General features: G+C 69.4%; 15 protein-coding genes. 8 read left to right on the top strand and 7 right to left on the bottom strand.

The genetic code is table 11. The features are described from left to right. The first annotated feature begins 101 nt into the window (after window positions 1-101). Entirely contained in the window at window positions 102-1,928 is a 1,827-nt protein-coding gene (locus ACIQBL_RS23265) for a bifunctional metallophosphatase/5'-nucleotidase (RefSeq protein WP_401944651.1), read from the top strand. 176 nt (window positions 1,929-2,104) lie between these two features. Next, a complete protein-coding gene (locus tag ACIQBL_RS23270) occupies window positions 2,105-2,386 on the top strand; it encodes a hypothetical protein (RefSeq protein ID WP_401944653.1) in 282 nt (93 codons plus the stop codon). 9 nt (window positions 2,387-2,395) lie between these two features. Here ACIQBL_RS23270 and ACIQBL_RS23275 read toward each other — a convergent pair whose 3' ends face one another. The 3 genes from ACIQBL_RS23275 to ACIQBL_RS23285 form a co-directional block, all read right to left on the bottom strand. Then, window positions 2,396-2,995 (bottom strand): TetR/AcrR family transcriptional regulator, encoded by a 600-nt coding sequence (locus ACIQBL_RS23275; RefSeq protein WP_401944655.1) that lies wholly within the window; start codon window positions 2,993-2,995, stop codon window positions 2,396-2,398. 70 nt (window positions 2,996-3,065) lie between these two features. Further along, window positions 3,066-3,275 (bottom strand): DUF397 domain-containing protein, encoded by a 210-nt coding sequence (locus tag ACIQBL_RS23280; RefSeq protein ID WP_401944657.1) that lies wholly within the window; start codon window positions 3,273-3,275, stop codon window positions 3,066-3,068. Then, window positions 3,272-4,108 (bottom strand): helix-turn-helix transcriptional regulator, encoded by an 837-nt coding sequence (locus tag ACIQBL_RS23285; RefSeq protein ID WP_401945066.1) that lies wholly within the window; start codon window positions 4,106-4,108, stop codon window positions 3,272-3,274. Before ACIQBL_RS23285 ends, ACIQBL_RS23280 begins: the two co-directional genes overlap by 4 nt. A 125-nt stretch (window positions 4,109-4,233) precedes the next feature. On the opposite strand from ACIQBL_RS23285, the gene ACIQBL_RS23290 reads away from it, so the two are divergent. The 5 genes from ACIQBL_RS23290 to ACIQBL_RS23310 all read left to right on the top strand — a co-directional run bounded on the left by ACIQBL_RS23290 (window position 4,234) and on the right by ACIQBL_RS23310 (window position 6,802). Beyond that, window positions 4,234-4,629 carry a hypothetical protein gene (locus ACIQBL_RS23290; RefSeq protein WP_401944659.1) on the top strand — a complete coding sequence of 132 codons (396 nt, stop codon included), beginning with the start codon at window positions 4,234-4,236 and terminating at the stop codon, window positions 4,627-4,629. A gap of 138 nt (window positions 4,630-4,767) precedes the next feature. Further along, window positions 4,768-5,571: a hypothetical protein gene (locus ACIQBL_RS23295; RefSeq protein WP_401944661.1), complete on the top strand. Its 804-nt coding sequence runs from the start codon at window positions 4,768-4,770 to the stop codon at window positions 5,569-5,571. Window positions 5,572-5,689: 118 nt separating this feature from the next. Further along, entirely contained in the window at window positions 5,690-5,956 is a 267-nt protein-coding gene (locus ACIQBL_RS23300) for a hypothetical protein (RefSeq protein ID WP_234336814.1), read from the top strand. After that, a complete protein-coding gene (locus tag ACIQBL_RS23305) occupies window positions 5,953-6,408 on the top strand; it encodes a hypothetical protein (RefSeq protein WP_401944663.1) in 456 nt (151 codons plus the stop codon). Before ACIQBL_RS23300 ends, ACIQBL_RS23305 begins: the two co-directional genes overlap by 4 nt. A gap of 100 nt (window positions 6,409-6,508) precedes the next feature. After that, entirely contained in the window at window positions 6,509-6,802 is a 294-nt protein-coding gene (locus ACIQBL_RS23310) for a hypothetical protein (RefSeq protein ID WP_401944665.1), read from the top strand. A gap of 3 nt (window positions 6,803-6,805) precedes the next feature. Here the strand turns inward: ACIQBL_RS23310 and ACIQBL_RS23315 are convergent, their stop codons facing one another. The 4 genes from ACIQBL_RS23315 to ACIQBL_RS23330 all read right to left on the bottom strand — a co-directional run bounded on the left by ACIQBL_RS23315 (window position 6,806) and on the right by ACIQBL_RS23330 (window position 12,199). Then, complete coding sequence (locus ACIQBL_RS23315) at window positions 6,806-7,456, bottom strand: hypothetical protein (RefSeq protein WP_401944667.1); 651 nt, start codon at window positions 7,454-7,456, stop codon at window positions 6,806-6,808. 91 nt (window positions 7,457-7,547) lie between these two features. Then, window positions 7,548-9,974 (bottom strand): dolichyl-phosphate beta-glucosyltransferase, encoded by a 2,427-nt coding sequence (locus ACIQBL_RS23320; RefSeq protein ID WP_401944669.1) that lies wholly within the window; start codon window positions 9,972-9,974, stop codon window positions 7,548-7,550. A gap of 26 nt (window positions 9,975-10,000) precedes the next feature. Continuing rightward, window positions 10,001-10,702 carry a GntR family transcriptional regulator gene (locus tag ACIQBL_RS23325; protein WP_401945067.1) on the bottom strand — a complete coding sequence of 234 codons (702 nt, stop codon included), beginning with the start codon at window positions 10,700-10,702 and terminating at the stop codon, window positions 10,001-10,003. A gap of 141 nt (window positions 10,703-10,843) precedes the next feature. Beyond that, window positions 10,844-12,199 carry an aspartate aminotransferase family protein gene (locus ACIQBL_RS23330; RefSeq protein WP_401944671.1) on the bottom strand — a complete coding sequence of 452 codons (1,356 nt, stop codon included), beginning with the start codon at window positions 12,197-12,199 and terminating at the stop codon, window positions 10,844-10,846. Between the two features lie 358 nt (window positions 12,200-12,557). Between ACIQBL_RS23330 and ACIQBL_RS23335 the strand changes: the two genes are divergently transcribed. Then, the gene (locus ACIQBL_RS23335; protein WP_401944673.1) at window positions 12,558-15,191 is read left to right on the top strand and encodes a protein kinase; all 2,634 of its coding nucleotides are present in this window, start codon (window positions 12,558-12,560) and stop codon (window positions 15,189-15,191) included. Window positions 15,192-15,230: the final 39 nt, after the last annotated feature.

Consider the following 15,230-nt stretch of genomic DNA (forward strand, 5'->3'; position numbering starts at 1 on the left):
CCGTGGTTACGCCGGTAACAGGCGAAGGCCAGCATCTACGCGGGTAGCCCGCCGCGCCCCGTACGCAACACCCGCCCTCTGTGCCCTTCCAGGAGCCCCGAATGCCCGTCAATCCCATGAATCGCCGTGAGTTCGTGCAGAAGTCCGCCGTCACCGGCGCTGCCGTGGCCATCGCGGGAACGGCGGCGGCGACACCGGCCGAGGCCGCCGACCGCCACCAGCCCGCGCCGACGCCGAAGCCCAAGACCTGGTCGTTCTCCATCCTGGGCACGACCGACCTGCACAGCCACGTCTTCAACTGGGACTACTACAAGAACGCGGCCTACTCCGACAGCAAGGGCAACACCTACGGCATCGCCCGTATCGCCACCCTCGTCAAGAACCTGCGCGCGGAGAAGGGCGAGGACCGGGTACTGCTCGTCGACGCGGGCGACATCATCCAGGGCACGTCCCTGGCGTCGTACTACGCGAGCGTCGACCCGATCACCGGCAAGAACGGCAAGCGCGGCCCCAAGCACCCCATGGCGATCGCCATGAACGAGATGCGCTACGACGCCGCGGCCCTCGGCAACCACGAGTTCAACTACGGCATCGAGGTCGTCCGCACCTTCGAGAAGCAGTGCCACTTCCCGCTGCTTGGCGCCAACGCCCTGGACGCGAAGACGCTCAGGCCGGCCTTCCAGCCCTACACGGTCAAGTGCATCAGGGTCCCCGGGGCGCCGGACATCAAGGTCGGCATCCTCGGCCTCACCAACCCCGGCATCGCCCTGTGGGACAAGGACAACGTCTCCGGGAAGATGACCTTCACCGGCCTCGTCGAGCAGGCGAAGAAGTACGTGCCGCGCCTCAAGGCCCTGGGCTGCGACGTCGTCTTCCTCACCGACCACTCGGGCCTCGACGGCTCGACCTCGTGGGGCGACGAACTCCCGTACGTGGAGAACGCGTCGAACCTGGTGGCCGAGCAGGTCCCCGGCATCGACGCGATCCTCGTCGGCCACACGCACGTCGACGTCCCGACGTACACGGTGAAGAACACGGAGACCGGCAAGGACGTCGTCCTGTCCGAGCCGTACTGCTACGGCTACCGCCTGTCCGTCTTCGACTTCGAACTGGAGCTGGAGCACGGCTGCTGGAAGGTCACCAGCACCACGTCGACCACGCTCAACAGCAACACGGTCGCGGAGGACGCACGCATCACCGAACTCCTCGACGCCGACCACGAGTTGGTCGTCAAGTACGTCAACACCGCGATCGGTACGTGTACGGCGGCGATGTCGACGGCGGAGGCCTGCTGGAAGGACGTCCCCGCCATCGACTTCATCCACCAGGTCCAGATGGACGCGGTGAAGGCGGGCCTGTCGACGGCGGACGCCGCGCTCCCGCTGATCTCGGTGGCGGCGTGCTTCAGCCGCACGGCCGTCATCCCGGCCGGCGACGTGACGATCCGCGACGTCGCGGGCCTCTACATCTACGAGAACACCCTCTACGGCAAGAAGCTCACCGGCGCCCAGCTCAAGGACTACCTGGAGTTCGCGGCGAAGTACTACCACCAGGTGCCGACGGGCACGGCGGTGGACACTTCGACGTTGACGAACGCCAACAGCTTCTGGGACTACATGTACGACACGGCGGCCGGCGTCTCGTACGACATCGACATCGCGGCGGCCGAGGGCTCCCGCATCAAGAACCTCACCTACAACGGCACGGCGGTCGCCGACGACCAGGTCTTCGTCGTCGCGGTCAACAACTACCGCGCCAACGGCGGCAGCGGCTACCCGCACATCGCCGCCGCGGACACCGCCTACAGCTCCACCAACCAGGTCCGCGACCTGATGATCGCCTACGCCACGGCGAAGGGCACGATCGACCCGACGACGTTCGCGGCGACGAACTGGAAGCTGACGCAGGCGGGTACGGCGGTCTTCTAGGGGTGGATTCCTGTGAGTTGCTGTGAATGATCAACTTCACGGCCTCTTCACACCGGACATTCACTAGGTTCCGTCCATGCCATATCGAAGGACCTCCACCGGCACGTGGCCTACGCGCTGTGGGCCTCGTTGCCGGTGACCTGGGCGCTGTTGCTGATCGCCGGAGGGACGAACCTGTGCTGAAGCCGCTCCGCGAGGAACTCGTCGGCCTCGGGGCCGAGTCACTCCTCACCGTGACGTCCGCCGCGTGGTGGACATACCTGGTGTGGACTCACCCCGACGCTCTGTACGCCGACCCCGCCCCCGTGACCTTGATCCTCACGGTCGTGCTGTCACTGCTCGTGACATGGACCCTGTGGCTGCGCACAGAAAAGCTCCGGGGCGTGATCCTGACGTCGGTCGCGGTGCGCGGGGTCGCGGTGTTGACGCTCTCCCTGTGGTTCCTTCAGGATCTCTAGAGCGCCCTCTCAGCCGCAGTCGGTGCAGGCTGGGGTGGTGCTCAGGCAGGAGTGCAGGGCTGAGTGGAGCCGGCTGTCGAGTCGGGCCTGTTCGGCAGGGCCTGGCGACGTGGGTGGGATGAGTGCGAACGGCGCTGTGACGGTCAGCAGGGCCTCCGCCAGGGTTTCCAGGTCCTTGCCCGGGTGCAGCGTGAACAGACGGCCTCGCATCCACTGCAGCCCCCGCTCGTGGAACGGTGTGACCGGCCAGGTGAGGGCGGCGAGGCAGAGGTCGGGGCTGGTGCGGGCGGCTGCCTGTGTCACGGGGTGTTCGCGGAGCAGCCTGGCGGCGCGCACGATCTGCGTGATCACGTGGCAGGTCGGCGGCATCGGGTCGTCCCCTACGCCGGGTACCTCGGCCGCCCGGTGCAACAGGCTGTCCAGTTCCGCCATGCAGGCATCCCTGAACAGGACCTTGGGGTCGGGCCAGTTCCGGTAGATGAACTGCCGGTTGGTGGAGGCCAGTCGCGCGATCTGTGCGATCGGAGGCTGACGCGGACCGTGCTCAGCCATGGTGTCCAGCACTGCTCGGTACACGGTGCCCATGCCGGGCGGGGCGTGTGCGCTCACAAGAACGGCCTCTCGGCGGCCACCCGGGGGTGTGGTGGTTTTGGAAATGTGACAGGTGGGGGTGTGAGTGTCACGTTTCTGGGTGGGGGTGGGGGAGGGGGAGGAAGGCGGTCCAGGATGCGACGGAGACGGTGAGGACCGGCCCGTCGGAGTTCTTGGAGTCGCGGATGTGGATGGTGGGGTGGGGAGAGTGGGGGCAGGTGGCGATCTCGACGCAGTTGCCGCCGCCCCCGTCGCTGTAGCTGGATTTGAACCACCGCAGGGGGCCGGTGCCTGTCATCGTTCTTCTCCTGCCAACCGCTCGATGAGACTCAGTGAATCGTCGGGGCTCAGAGCCTGTGCGCGGATCTTCGCATAGCGGTGGGCCAGTTGGGAGACTTCCGGCGGATCGCTGATCAGGATGCCCTGGTCCTCGATCTCCATGTAGACAACGTGCTCGTGCTCCTTGGTGACCACGAGCTTCATGGAGCCACGGTCACCCGCGTACGTTCCGCGCAGCCCGCGATCCATCGGCAGCACCTGCACGCAGACATTGTCCCGTCGCGCGTCCTCGGCGAGCGAGCGCAGTTGCTCCCGTTGTACGTCCCAACTGCCGAATGGCCGCCTCAGCACGCTCTCTTCGAGGATCAGCTCGATCATCGGAGCCGGGTCCCGGTCGAAGAGCTTCCTGCGGGCGAGCCGTGCCTCCACCAGCTCTTCCCGCTTCTGCTCGGACACCGGCGGGAAACTGCCGCCGATCAATGCCCGCGCATAGGCTTCGGTCTGGAACAGGCCGTCGACGACCAGCGTCTCGTACGACGACAGAGTGATGGCCTCCGCCTCCATCTCCGCGAACCCACGGAAACGGGTCGGGTACTTCTCCAGCAGCATCCACTTGCGTGCCTCGTCGAAGAACCCCAGGCCACCCCCGACCGTCTCCTCCAGCTTGACGAGCATGTCGTCGCTCGCGGGCTGCGCACAGGTCTCCATCGCACTGACCGCCGACCCGGTGTAGCCCATCAGTTTGCCCAACTCGGTCTGCGTCAGCTGCTGTTGCTCACGCAGTGCTTTCGCGAGGGTGGCGACGAGATGCGCCGTTCCGCTCGCCTCTTCCTTGTTCTTGGCCCGCGCCATGGCGGTCACCCCCGGACTCAACCGAACTCAACCGGTCACCAACACTCGGCTTCCGCACCCAACCGTTGCGGACGGTCGACGCAGAGTTATGGAAGACGGTAGCCGGGCCTGCGGAAACTATCGGCATGGATACACAAAGTGACCTGAAATGGATCCCCGCAACCGGCATCCAACTCCGCAAGGCAGGGGTCCAGTTCGACGCGGTACGGGTGGACGGCGACGAGGGCAGAGACCTCGCGGACAGGCTGGCCCGCATGACGGGAGGGGCGCCGGGCCCGGTAGTGGAGGAGGCGACGGGCAACAGGGCGGTCTACTTCCTGGTCCCTGTCGGCAGCACGTCCCACCGCCCCTGGCCGCCCGGAGTAACCCGCCTCACCGCCGGCCCGAACCACATCTCGTTCATCCCGGTCCCGGCCCTCAACGGCCATACCTGGCCCCTGACTTGGCGCTACCGCCCAACATCCCCGGACCATTTCGTCCACGCGCTGCTCCTGCGAACCGCCCTTCACCCTCAAGAGTGAAGAACGCGAACTCCCGCCCAGGAAAACCCAGTTCCGGCTTGCGTTCGTCGCTTTGTGTGCGCATAGAGTCACGCCAACGAAAACGCCCCCGCGGTGCGCTAACACCCGGGGGCTCGACACCCGGAGCCAGAACTCCCGATGCGTATTCATCGTACGACGCCCACGCGCGCCTTTTCAGTCTTCTCCAACGCTCTTCTCCGCGACCGGAGCATCTCCTGGTGCGCGGTCGGCGTACTGACGTACCTATTGAGCCTCCCGAACGAGGCCCGCGTCACCATCCGCACGCTCGCCGATCAGCGCAAGGAGGGGCGGTCGCGGATCGCCGCCGCCCTGCATGAGCTGGAGGATTCGCGGTATCTGCGGCGCGTGGTGCACAAGAACCCGCAGAGCGGCCAACTCTTCACCGTGTACGAGGTTTTCGATACTCCGTACGAGGACGAGCCGCCTGCGGGTGAAGAAGAAAAAGTCGAGAACCTGGCCTCCGGAGAGTCGGCCCTCGCACCGTCGGACGCTCTCCCTTCGGGAGAAAAAACCAGGGAACAAGAACCTCCCTCCCCGCCGCCCCCGGCCGAGTTGAGCGAGCGCACGGCGCTCGCCGCGAAGCTGCTCGGCACGCTCGGCCGCAACGAACCCCGGCTCACTCTCGGCGCCGCCGAAGCGCTGAAACTCGCGCCGCTGGTCGAGGAGTGGTGGGACCGGGGCGCGACGAGCGTTCAGGTGCGCGCGGCCCTGACGGACGGCTTGCCGCGACGGATGTACTCGGCCGCCGCCATCGTCGAAAACCGCCTGCGCCGAAAATGCCCGGCAACCCCCGCGACGGCACCGGTCACCACCGTCCACGTCGAACCCCGCAAACCCGGCGCTTCCGGCTACCGCGAGGCCGCGCGGCGCGGAGGCGCACTCGCTCGCGCCTTGTTGCAGGCGCGCCCCGCGCTCGCGTAAGCCCCCCAGACTCCCGGCCGCACGCCCGTGCAGAGCCGGGTCCCTCGAAAGAAACGGAGTGCTGATGACCGTCACACTCGTACGCCCGGAGACGGTATACCGTCGGTATACTGTGCTCATGGCTGACACCACGATCAAGGTCGACCCCGCTGTCCGTGACCGCCTTCAGGAGCTTGCCCGGGAGCGTGGGATCACCATGCGGGACCTTGTCGCGGAGCTGGCCGGGGCCACGCCCACGAAGGAAGAGCTGCGGAAGCGGTACGAGGAGACCAGGGCGTACGTGGAGGAGCATTTCCTCGGCAGGCCTTACACGGAAGAGGACGAGAAGGCCGGCGAGAAGCTGTGGGCCGATCTTGAGGCCGGGCGTATCGGGGAGGTCCAGTGACGGGGGAGGAACGGTACCCGCTGCCTCGTGCCGTCATCTTCGACGACACCGCCGCGCTGGCCCTCGGCGCGGGCAACATCATGGCCTCCCGGCTCGTTGTCGAGGCCGAGAAGGATCCCGCCCTGGGTGTCTACATCCCGGCACTCAGTCTCGCCGCCGCCGAGCGGGAGCGGGCCGGGGTCGCCGAACACGTCGGCGCGTTGCCGTCCGTGGCCATCGAAGGGCTCGACTTCGCGGCGGCGACCGCCGTGGGCAAGCGGCTGCGGGTCGCCGGTGGCGCCGACGTCGAAGGTGCGGGCGACAAGGGTGAGGTCGACTGGAGTGGCGCCCATGTGCTGCACCTCGCCCTGCCCACCGTCGACTGGCCGCGCGGCCGACCCGTCCTGACGAAGACGCCCACCCGGTATCGCGGTACCGGCATTCGCACGATCCGTATCGTCGAGCAGAGCTGACCGCGATGGTGAGGGGTGCCCGCCCGCTGGGTGCCCCTCACCCAACATCACTCCCATATCGGGCATATCCTGAAACTGCCCGAACGAGAAGGTGAGTGTCATGCGCGTACTGCTCAAGGCGTCCTTCGACACGGAGAAGGCGAACGAGGCCATTCGGAACGGCACTCTGGGGAAACTGGTCGAGGAGTCGGTGGAACAGATCAAGCCCGAAGCCGCCTACTTCACCACCGACCATGGCAAGCGGACCGCCTATCTGGTCTTCGACATGCAGGACAGTTCCCAGATGCCGGTGATCGCCGAGCCGTTCTTCCTGAACCTCGACGCCGAGATCACCTACACGCCGGTGATGAACCTGGAGGACGTGAAGAAGGGCCTCTCCCAGCTGGGGCGTTGACGCTCAGCTGAACACGATCATCGAACCCTGCGCCAGGCTGCGCGTCGCCGCCGCGTGCAGGCCGAGCCAGACGTGGCGTTCCCGGGCGAAGGGACTGGGATCGTACGGTGCGGCGACGGCCGGTTCCTCCAACTCCGTGGGGGAGGAGGGGGGTTCCGGGGGCGCCGGCGGGTTCGCCGGGTCGATGCCGATCGTCGGGGCCACGAACTCCAGCTCGCGGAGCAGGGTTTGGGACGAGCCCAACGGGCCGCCGCCGGCGAGGAGTTCGTCGTTCGCGAGGGGGTGCGGGAAGTCGACCGGGACGTAGGCGCCCGCGTGGTCGTAGTGCCAGACCAGGTGGGACTGCTGCGCTGTGGTCTCGAACATCTCCAGGAGTTGTTCGTAGTCGCCGCCCAGCTCGTCCACCGGAGTCACGGGGAGGCCGCAGACCTGGAGGAGGTAGGCCCGGCGCAGGAAGTGCAGCGCGTCGTAGTCGAATCCCGCCACCGGGGCGACCTCCCCCGACAGTCCCGGCATGTACTGGTACACCGGCACCGGAGGGAGCCCGGCCTCGGCCAGCAGCGAGTTGTAGAGCGCGAGTTCCTCGGCGAAGGGGTTGTCGGGGGTGTGGCACAACACGTCGACGAGCGGGACCAGCCACAGGTCACAGGCCAAAAGAGGGCTCCTCGGTTACTCGCTGCGCAGCGTGGATCTCGCATGGTGGTCCAGGCAAGAGTAGGGGGAAGAGTAGTCGGTGCGGCCCGGGTCAGCTTCCCTCGTGCAGGTCCCATACCCACACGCCGTCCACCCACTTACCGGGTTTGCCCACCAGCTTTTCCACAGCGGTGCGGAGCTTGTCGTCGTTGGGCTGTGGCGCGACCACCAGGGCGCCCGCGTGCCAGTACGCGAAGTCGGCCTTGGCCTGCGCCCGCCAGTTCTTGCCGATGGTGGGGATGACGCCGGTGTAGCGCACGTCCCGCAGCATGTTCGAGGTGTAGCGGGGCGAGGCGCCGTAGATGCCGATGCGGTCGGTGCCGTAGGGGCCGTTGAAGTAGCCGCCCGGCATTTTGAAGCCGAGGTCGGCCGCCGTCTGCCAGTGCAGGGGTTCCGCCGCGCCGGGGTCGGCGAGCGGGACCGGGACGAGGGATTCGCCGTCGCGTACGTACGACTTGTAGGTGCCGTCCGTGAAGAAGGCCGGTACCGCCACCCGGTCGACCGCCTTGAGTGGTGCGGGGATGATCGGGATCAGGGCCATGCACACGGCCAGCAGGCCCACGTACTGCGTGCCGAGCTGTCGGATCGCCGCCAGCTTCTCCACCGCGATCGCCAGCAGCATGCCCAGCGCCGGTGCGCAGATCATCGCCACCCGGCCCTCGATCACCGACTCGAAGAGCGGCTTGTGGGCGAGGAGGGCCCAGGGGCCGGGGTAGATCGTGTCCGTGAGCGGGATGCGGATCTTGGGGCCCATCGACAGGATCGCCGCCGCGATCGCCGTGAACGCCAATGCCTTGACGAGCGCGTGCTCCCACAGGCGTACGACGATGGCGAAGGCGAGGGCGACGAGCGGCCAGCCGTAGAAGGCGTTCTGTTCGGTGGGGTTGAGGGAGAGGGAGTTGGCCCGGATCTCGTTGCCCGCGATCAGGGAGCGTTCGGCGAAGGAGAGCAGGGCGAGCGGGCTGTTGCCGGCGTTGTCGCCGTGCAGGACGCTCTTGTAGCTCTGCGGTCCCGCGAACTGGTAGTAGAGCGGGATCAGGATGATCGGCGCGCAGACCGCCGCCGCGATGCCCAGGCCCTTGAGCAGGGGGCGCCAGGACGCCCGGACGACATCCCTGTTGAGGACTCCGTAGGACGCGGCGAACAGGACCATGCCGATCGACGCGAGGAGTAACGGCTCCTCGCCGAGGAAGATCTGGTAGGCCGCCATCACGCCGAGCACGATGCCGTCGCGGACCACGCGCGTGCCCGCGCACAGGCGCAGGGCGCGGTCGATGATCAGCGGGATCATGAAGAGGATGACGAAGTTGGGGTGCGCGTTGGCGTGGCTGACCATCGGCGGGGCGAAGGCCGCCAGCGAGGCGCCGACGAAGGCCGCGGCCCGTTGCCGTACGACACGCTTCACGATCAGCCAGTACCAGGCGGCGGCCGTGGCCGCGAGGCCCAGCGCCATGCAGACGCTGAGGGAGACCGCGGGGCCTGCCAGCAGGGTCAGGGGCGCGAAGGGGACCGACAGGCCCAGCATGACCGTGTTGGCCATGAGGTTCACGCCGTCGGGGAAGCCCTGGAGGTTCGAGAAGAGCGGGTTGTGGAGGTGGGCGACGTTGTCGGCCGTGACCGCGAAGAACCACTCCCACTGGTTCTGGTCCTGGAGGGAGTCCTCCAGGTAGCGGTGGCTCGGGTCGAAGAAGCGGCCCGAGTAGAGGGCGACCGACATGAGGAGGAAGAGGACGGTGACAAGGATGTCGACCGGGCGCAGCGAGCGGGCGCGCAGGCGGGTGAGTTCGGTGAGGACCCGGGCGTAGTCCAGCGGTCGTACCTTCGAACCGGTCTGGTGGGCCCAGCGCACCGGGACCTCCGCGACCTCCCAGTCGGCGCGGCGGAAGTGCTGGAGGACTTCTACGTCGATGCCCCAGCCGTTGATGCGGGAGGCGGCGAAGGCCTCGCGGGCGCGGTCGCCCTCGAAGAGCTTGAAGCCGCACTGGGTGTCGCGTATGCCGGGCACCGCGGCCTGGCGTATGAGGAAGTTGCCCGCGCGGCCCAGGAGTTCACGGACGGGGTGCTGGTGGCTCTCGATCGTCGCGCCCGGCACGGCCCTTGAGCCGATCGCCGCCGCGCGGCCCTCGCTCAGCTCCTTGTCGAGTTTCTCCAACTCCTCGATGGGCGCGGCCAGATCGGCGTCGGTGACCAGGATCCGGCGCCCGCGCGAGGCGGCGACCCCCAGGCGCAGGGCGTGGCCCTTGCCGCGGTTGCGCGGACTGGTGACCAACTGCACACGGGGATTGTCGAGGGAACGGGAGGTGACGACCTCCCGCGTCCCGTCGTCGGAGCCGTCGTCGGCGACGACGATCTCCCAGTCGCCGAAACGGCTCTCGTTGTCCCGCAGATACGTGGTGATCGCGTCGAGTGTCGGCCCGAGCCGCTGTTCCTCGTTGTAGGCGGGCACGACGACGCTGAGGTCCACGACGACACTGTCCACGGCCGGAGCGGCCCTTTCCGGTCCGGTCACCGGGCGGCCAGCCGCTCGATGAGGGCGAGGGAGTGCGCGTTGTACGCGAGGACGATCGCGCGCGCGGCCGGGGTGTCGCGGCGCGCCAGGGCGTCGACCAGTTCGGTGTGCGCGGACCACAACTGCCCGCGCAGATCGGTCAGTCGGCGCAGATGCTGCACCGTGCACACCCAGGACTGGACACGCAGCCGGTGCAGGAAGTCGCCGAGGTAGGGGTTGCCGAACATGGCGCTCAGCTCGCGCCAGTAGCGCAGGTCGTAGCCGATCAGCACGCTGAGGTCACCGGCGGCGGCGGCGCGCTGCGCCTCCTCGCCGCGGCGGCGGACCCCGGCGAGCGCGGCGACCGTACGGGGGTCCTCGGTGCGGTCGAAGACGGGGTGGCCCTCGGCGAGGGCCAGGAACATGCCCTCGGTGACCAGGGCGCGGGCCTCGATCATGCCGCGGTGGTCGGCCACCGAGTACTCGTGGACGCGGAAACCGCGATGCTGGTCGGCCTCCAGGAGCCCCTGCGCGGAGAGGTCGACGAGGGCTTCCCGGACCGGGGTCGCGGAGACGCCGTACTGCTCGGCGATCTCCTTCACCGTGAACTCCTGGCCCGGTTGGAGCCGGCCGGCCAGGACCTCGTCGCGAAGCGCGTCGGCGATCTGCTGCCGCAGGGTGCTGCGGGTCACGGCGCCGTTGCCGCTGCTTCCGGGCATCGTCGGAGCGTCTCCCTCATCGCGTTCGATGGCGTACTCGTATATGTCTACGAGCACGCCACCTTACGCGTTCGGGTTCCCGCCCTGCCCGAATGCGGGCACCCGGGGATCGGACCCGCCCATTCCGCCTTTATCCAGCGCTTATTCCGTGTACGCGTCGGCCACGGAGAGCGCCGTGTCGAGGGCGGCGAGGCCCTCCTTCAGCTCGGCCTCGGTCACGTTGAGCGGCGGCACGACGTGCGTGCGGTTCATGTTGACGAACGGCCACAGCCCCTGCTGCTTGGCGGCGGCCCCGAACGCGCCCATCGCCGCGTTCGCCTCACCGGCCGCGTTGTACGGCACCAGCGGCTCGCGCGTCTCCCGGTTCCTCACCAGCTCCAGCGCCCAGAACATCCCGACGCCCCGCACCTCGCCGACACTCGGGTGCCGCTCCGCCAGCGCGCGCAGGGCGGGCTCGACGACGGTCGTACCGAGGTGCTTCGCGTTGTCTACGACGCCTTCCTCAGCCATGACGTTGATGGTCGCGACGGCCGCGGCGCAGGCCAGCGGGTGCCCGGAGTACGTCAGTCCGCCCGGGTAGGGCCGCTTGCCGAAGGTGTCCGCGATCGCGCCCGAGATGGCGACCCCGCCGAGCGGCACGTATCCGCTGTTCACGCCCTTGGCGAAGGTCATCAGGTCCGGTACGACGTCGAACAGGTCGGCCGCGAACCACTCACCGGTCCGCCCGAACCCGGCCATCACCTCGTCCAGGACGAAGACGATCCCGTACTTGTCGCAGATCTCCCGCACACCGGCGAGATAACCGGGCGGCGGCACCATGATCCCGGCGGTGCCCGGAACGGTCTCCAGGACGATCGCGGCGACCGTGGCCGGCCCCTCGAAGGTGATCGTCGTCTCCAGGTGCTCCAGCGCCCGTGCGCACTCCTGCTCCTCGGTCTCCGCGTAGAAACGGGACCGGTACAGGAAGGGTGCCCAGAAGTGCACGACCCCGGCGGCGGCACCGTCGTTGGCCCAACGCCTCGGATCGCCGGTGATGTTGATCGCCTGCTGCGTGCCGCCGTGGTACGAGCGGTAGGCGGAGAGCACCTTGGGCCGCCCGGTGTGCAGCCGGGCCATGCGCACCGCGTGCTCCACGGCGTCGGCCCCGCCGTTGGTGAAGAAAATCTTGTCCAGGTCCCCGGGCGTCCGCTCGGCGATCAGCCGGGCGGCCTCGGACCGGGCCTCGATGGCGAAGGCGGGCGCGAAGGTGGTGAGGGTCGCGGCCTGCTCCTGGATCGCGGCGACGACCTTCGGGTGCTGGTAGCCGATGTTCGTGTAGACGAGCCCGCTGCTGAAGTCCAGGTACCGCTTGCCGTCGTAGTCCCAGAAGTACGACCCCTCCGCACCGGCGACGGCGAGCGGGTCGATGAGCTCCTGCGCGGACCAGGAGTGGAACACATGCGCACGGTCCGCGGCCTTCACGGCGGCGCCGGCCTGGGGGTTGGGCTGAGGGGTCATGCGGGTGAGCGTAAATGTCCGCGATGCGGAAGGGATATCGGCGGTCTGTCTGTGGTCGGGGGGTTTCCGCGACAGGTTGTCCAGGGTGGGCGCCCGGTGCGGGGGCTTGCCGGAAGCCGGGGGTGAAACTAACTGCTGTCAGCCCTTGTGAACGGTTAGTTTCACCCCCGGCCTGCGGAGGGGGGTGGTGCGGGGCGCTCGGTGCACGGCTGGGCCGGTCTCCTGTTACGGAACCGTAGACACCGCCCCGGCCGTCTCGTCGATTCCCCGCACTATTCTCGGTCTGTCGCGGGAGCACAGGGGTGCGACAGCGGTGTGACCAGGGCGTGACCGGGGATTCAGGGGAGGCGGCGCGGCCATGGAGAAACTGGGGGCGGCCGATCCGCAGCGGATCGGGGCGTACCGGCTGCTGGCGCGGCTGGGGGCCGGCGGGATGGGCCATGTGTACCTGGCCCGTTCGGACCGGGGGCGCACGGTCGCCGTGAAGCTGGTGCGGGAGGACCTCGCCGCGCAGGAGGAGTTCCGGGCACGGTTCCGGCAGGAGGTGCTGGCCGCGCGCCGGGTCGGCGGGCACTGGACGGCACCCGTACTGGACGCGGACACCGAGGCCGAGGTGCCATGGGTGGCCACCGGATACGTCGCCGGACCCAGCCTCCAGCAGGTCGTCGGTCGCGACCACGGAGCACTGCCCGAGCGCTCGGTACGGATCCTCGCGGCCGGTCTCGCGCACGCGCTCCAGGACATCCACGCCGCCGGCATCGTCCACCGCGACCTCAAGCCGTCCAACGTGCTCGTCACCATCGACGGCCCCCGCGTCATCGACTTCGGCATAGCGCGGGCCCTGGAGACCCTGGCCGGCGACGGGCTCACCCGCACCGGCTCACTGGTCGGCTCGCCCGGTTTCATGGCACCGGAACAGGTGCGGGGCGACCGCATCACCCCGGCGTGCGACGTCTTCTGCCTCGGTTCCGTCCTCGCCTACGCCGCCACCGGCACCCTCCCCTTCGGCACCGCCAACAGCGGCGTCCACGCCCTGATGTTCCGCATCGCCCAGGAGGAACCCGACCTGTCGGGCGTCCCCGAGGGCATCGCCGCCCTGGTCCGCGACTGCCTGCGCAAGGACGCGGCCACCCGCCCGACCCTCCACAACATCCTCGACCGCACAGGCGCCGAGGACACCGTCTCCGGCGGCCGCTCCCACGACCCATGGCTCCCGGCCACCCTGGTCGCCCAACTCGGCCGCCACGCGGTGCAGTTGCTGAACACGGAGGACCCGGAAACCACGGAGTTGGAACGGGTCGAGCCGGAGATCCGCGGCCCGGAGAGGGGCGGGCCGGGGGCACGCGGCCCGGAGAGGGGCGAGCGGGAAGGACACGGCCTGGAAAGAGGCGAGCTGGAAAGGCGCGGCCTGGAGAAGGGCGGCCTGGAGACGGGTGGGCCGGAGAGGCGCGGCCTGGAGAAGGGCGGCCTGGAGACGGGTGGGCCGGAGAGGCGCGAGGGGGGGATGCGCGAGCCGGAGAAGGGCGGCCCGGAGAGGCGAGGGCCGGAGAAGGGCGGCCCGGAGAGGCGAGGGCCGGAGAAGGGCGAGGCGGGGATACGCGGCCCAGAGATGCCGGAGAACGGCGAGCCGCAGAGGAGCGGGCCGGAGAGGGTAGACCTGCAAAAGGCCGCTCCGGAGCCGGGGGCCCCAGCGGCGCCGGGCGCCGAGGCAGCCGCGGAGACGGCGCCCCCCGAGACGGCGGGCCCGAAGGCGGCGCAGGGTGCAGCCCCGGCTCCGGCCTCCGCTCCCGTCACCGCAGAGACGCCTGCCGCCGTCGCCGGGCAGGCGCCTGCCGCCGTCGCTGGACAGATGCCCCCTGCCGTCGCCGGAGAGACGCCTGCCGCCGTCGCTGGACAGGCGCCTGCTCCCATTGCTGGACAGATGCCTCCCGCTGTTGGCGGAGAGACGTCGCCCGCCAGCGCCGGACAGACGCCCACTCCAGTCGCCGGACAGGCACCCGCCGTCGCCGCCGAGCCACCCACCACCGCAGCGCCTCCGCCTCCGTATCCCACCCCACCCGTAACCCCCTCCGAGGCCTCCCCCGAGCACGCCCCGGCCTCCGACGACTCCTCCCCGATGCCGCCCCCGGCGGCCGGCGGCGGGGCGTGGGTCACCCACCCCCCGACGGCGGTCGTGGACCCGGCCGGGGCCACCCACGCACCGGCCCCGCCCACCCCGCACCCGGCCTACGGCTACCCGCAGCAGCACCCCCAGCCCGCCGCCGGCTACGGCTACCCGCAGGTCGGCGCCGACCATCCGCAACCGCCCGCACGGCAGCCCGTCGGCTGGGGCGGCCAGGTGCCGTACAACCCGTACCCCCACAACCCCGGCCTCGGCCCCACCCCGCCCTACGGCCCGGTGCCGTACGCGCAGCCCCAGGAGCCGCGCCGCAACGGGCGGTCGACCGCGCTGCTGGTCGTGGTGGCGCTGGTCGTCGCGCTGGGGGCGGGCGGTTCGGTGTACGCGCTGATGAAGAGCGGCGGCAACGGCGGCCGTACGGCGGCCGGTTCGGGCGGGCACGCCACGAGTGCCGCGCCCACGACCCCGGGTCCGACCACCGGGGAACCATCGCCGACGAACTCCCCCTCCCCCACACAGACCGGCGCCGGCGCCGTACCGAGCGGCTACCTCGGCACCTGGAACGCGTCCATCGACAACAACACAGGACACAACACCCGCCAACTCACCATCCGGCAGGGCAACGTGGGGGACCCCGTCCTGACCCTGGTGGCGGACGGCCCGGACTACCACTGCGTGTTCACCGCCGACCTCGCCCAACAGCCGCGCGGCGAGAGCCCGTTGGTGATCGGCGCCTCCACCGTCACCTCCGGGAAGCCGCTGTCGTCCTGCAACCCGGGTTCCGCGACCGAGATCACCCTGCTGTCGGACACCACGCTCCAGCGCGTCAACACCAGCAACGGGGAGAAGCTGACGTACACGAAGACGGGCTGAACTGGTGGGCTGAACTCCCTTCACTCCAGGGCCGGTTGA

Origin of the sequence: Streptomyces sp. NPDC088350, from assembly GCF_044753545.1 — a bacterium.
Classification (GTDB): Bacteria; Actinomycetota; Actinomycetes; order Streptomycetales; family Streptomycetaceae; genus Streptomyces.